Source organism: Aminobacter sp. P4_D5, from assembly GCF_056401815.1.
On record NZ_JBFUIP010000586.1, the window covers coordinates 1 to 786 of the forward strand.

Consider the following 786-nt stretch of genomic DNA (forward strand, 5'->3'; position numbering starts at 1 on the left):
CACCATGAAGCTGSCSGARTGCCGGGTGCCGTTGGTGCCGGGRATRCGGCCGCTGTTCACCGCSGGGCCGAAGCCGGAGATGCCGTTCGTGTCGTTGTTGCGGTAGCCGATCTCGCCCTCGAGCCGGAGCCCGTTGCCGAAGCCCCAGCCCACGCTGGCGACGCCGACATAGCCGGTCTCGAAGGTGGTGCGGCCGCCATTGGCCGGGAAGCCGGCGTTGCGCAGGCCCGCCGTCATGCTGCCGTTCGGACGCAGGTCCGTCGCGACGCCCCAGTTCGCGCCAGCGCCGGCACCGATGTAGATGCCCGATACGGGCTGCGCCTGTGCGGCCAGCGGCGAGGCCAATGCGGCCGCGGCCCAGAGGAATTTGCGYARTGCCATGAGGACGTCCCGACCTTGAGAAGGAGGATGGGTTATCGCCGCAACCAAGGCCGGCGGCTAGTGCCACATGCAGGGAAGGCCCGGAAGCTTCAGGGGAGCGGCTGACATCCACTCCAACTGAGGGGCGAGGTGGAGCCCGGTCGAGGTCCGCCAGAAATCGCTTTTAGAGCGTTCCCCGAAACCCCCATAACCCCCATAACCCTGGTCGCCGAGGGGCTAAGCCGACACACGCACAGATACACGCGTGAACYGCTTCGCCCGGAAGAGCATACGCAGCATAGGCACCATAGGCAGGGCCGCGCTTCCCGTTTTCCGCACCATCCCCAAAACCTCGAAAACCTAACGACGACGCGCTAGGTCCATCCCATAAGTCGGCCTAGTTTGGTCCATGCGCCGGAATTCCTA

Annotated in this window: 1 pseudogene; it reads right to left on the reverse strand. The window is 65.8% G+C overall.

Features of this window, described 5'->3' with window-relative positions:
* Window positions 1-381: pseudogene (locus AC1DWF_RS33670) on the reverse strand (hypothetical protein); the annotation flags it as partial.
* Window positions 382-786: the final 405 nt, after the last annotated feature.